General features: G+C 44.6%; 2 protein-coding genes. Both read left to right on the top strand.

Features of this window, described 5'->3' with window-relative positions; genetic code table 11:
- Positions 1–158 precede the first annotated feature (158 nt).
- Positions 159–1,352 (top strand): phage major capsid protein, encoded by a 1,194-nt coding sequence (locus tag N1032_RS22810; protein ID WP_259542602.1) that lies wholly within the window; start codon positions 159–161, stop codon positions 1,350–1,352.
- A 59-nt stretch (positions 1,353–1,411) separates the two neighbouring features.
- Positions 1,412–1,852 carry a hypothetical protein gene (locus N1032_RS22805; RefSeq protein ID WP_259542601.1) on the top strand — a complete coding sequence of 147 codons (441 nt, stop codon included), beginning with the start codon at positions 1,412–1,414 and terminating at the stop codon, positions 1,850–1,852.
- Positions 1,853–1,895 lie beyond the last annotated feature (43 nt).

Raw genomic sequence — 1,895 nt, 5'->3', positions numbered from 1 at the left:
ACTATTACCGACTCTGCTTTTGACCTCAACGCTGTATTTAATAACTTGACACTTTTAGATAAGACTGCTATTATTAATACAGTTCTACACGACATCGCAAACTTTTATTGCGTGTCTATTTATCTCTAAAATCATCCTCAAAATAAGGACTGAAAATAATGAAAGTGACTCAACTAAAGACCCTGCTTGCCTCAGTAATGGGCGAAGTGCTGGGTGAAACCGCTGTTGTCAACGAAGATTTAAGTAACATTGTTGACCTCGGTAAACAGGTTATTGACCAGACTAACGGCCTCGATAACTACGTTCGCAAGCTGATTAACCACATCGGCAAAGTAACGTTCCAATCCCGCGCCTATGCTGGCGGCGTTCCATCTATTCTTATGGATAGTTGGGAGTTCGGTTCTATTCTCCAGAAAGTCAGTACAGAAATGCCTGACGCAGAAGAGAATGAATCGTGGAAGCTGCAAGACGGGCAGGAATACAAGCAAGACATTTTCACCGCGCCGAAAGTTTCCGCGAAGTTTTTCAACTCCAAAGTTACCTTTGAAATCCCGGTGTCGTTTACTGAACTGCAAGTTAAAGAATCCTTTAGCTCTGCCGAACAGTTGAACGGTTTTGTTTCTATGCTGACAACTGCCGTTGAAAACAGCATGACCGTAAAACTCGACAGCCTGATTATGCGCGCCATTAACAACATGACCGCTGAAACTCTGGTTGCCGAACTCGGTTCCGGTACTGCTGGCGCTAAAGTTCTGGACTTCTCCAAAACTGGCGTTAAAGCGGTCAACCTGTTGAAGCTGTATAACGACACGGTTAAACCAACCACGCCGTTAACGGTTGCTCAGGCGCTTACCGATTTCCACTTTATCAAGTTTGCGACTTATCAGATTGGCCTGATTTCCGACCGTCTGACCAAAGTTTCAACTCTGTTTAACGTGGAAGCGAAAGAGCGTTTTACCCCGGTTGATTTGCAGCGCGTAGTTCTGCTGTCTGATTTCAGTAAGGCCGCTAAAACCTATCTGCAATCCGACCTCCAGAATCCTGAAATGGTTGCTCTGCCGTCACATGACAGCGTTCCTTACTGGCAGGGTTCCGGCACTGATTATGCTCTGACTTCTACTGGCGTGATTGATGTCAAGACCTCCAGCGGTGAAACTGTTAAGGTTGCGAAAGCCGCGATTCTGGGCGTTATCGCTGACCGTGACGCGGTAGGCGTGGCAAATCTTGACCGCCGCACCACAACCGCTTACAACGCGAAAGCAGAGTTCTATAACTCATGGTACAAAGCTGACGCGGGTTATTATAACGACCTCTCAGAAAACTACGTTGTTTTCTTCATTGGCGAGAAGTAATAGCCAGCGGCGTAATAAACTGGCTACCCTTCGGGGTGGCCTTTTTTATAGGTGAAATAATGAGACTTGAACTATACCACGTTAAAGACGCGCCTAATGTTATTGGCAAAACTATTGAAGCGCCTATTAAGATGGACGTTTTATTTAAACGCTCAATCGACGTTATTAATCCGCAACTGGTATTAACCGACCCGCAAAAAATCGGGTTCATTGGGATTAACTATTTATACTTGCCAGATTTGAAGCGTTATTATTTCGTGGATTCTATTGAAAACATCGCGGATAATCTCTGGTTATTAAAATGTTCGTGCGACGTTCTGGAAACGTATAAAGCCGACATTCGCTATTCGTATGCCAGTTGGAAACGCACTATTCAGACGGGCGATTGTATTGATTTAAGTCTGGATAAATGCGCCTATACGACAATCACGAAACATAACTCAAACGTTCAGCCTGAAACTGACGAAGTTATGATTCTTTCAACCGTGGGAGTGAGTTAATAATGAGTGCTACTTGGACAACCTCCTCTAACCTGTTTTCAGG

It is taken from the genome of Herbiconiux daphne, from assembly GCF_024979295.1.
GTDB classification, from domain to species: Bacteria; Actinomycetota; Actinomycetes; order Actinomycetales; family Microbacteriaceae; genus Herbiconiux; species Herbiconiux daphnes.
The sequence above is the reverse complement of the archived record's forward strand: the minus strand, read 5'-3'. Positions and strand labels throughout refer to the sequence as shown.

Bases quoted from the DNA above. Each gene is read 5' to 3' on its own strand.
- N1032_RS22810 (WP_259542602.1), top strand. From the start codon at position 159: ATGAAAGTGACTCAACTAAAGACCCTGCTTGCCTCAGTAATGGGCGAA.
- N1032_RS22805 (WP_259542601.1), top strand. From the start codon at position 1,412: ATGAGACTTGAACTATACCACGTTAAAGACGCGCCTAATGTTATTGGC.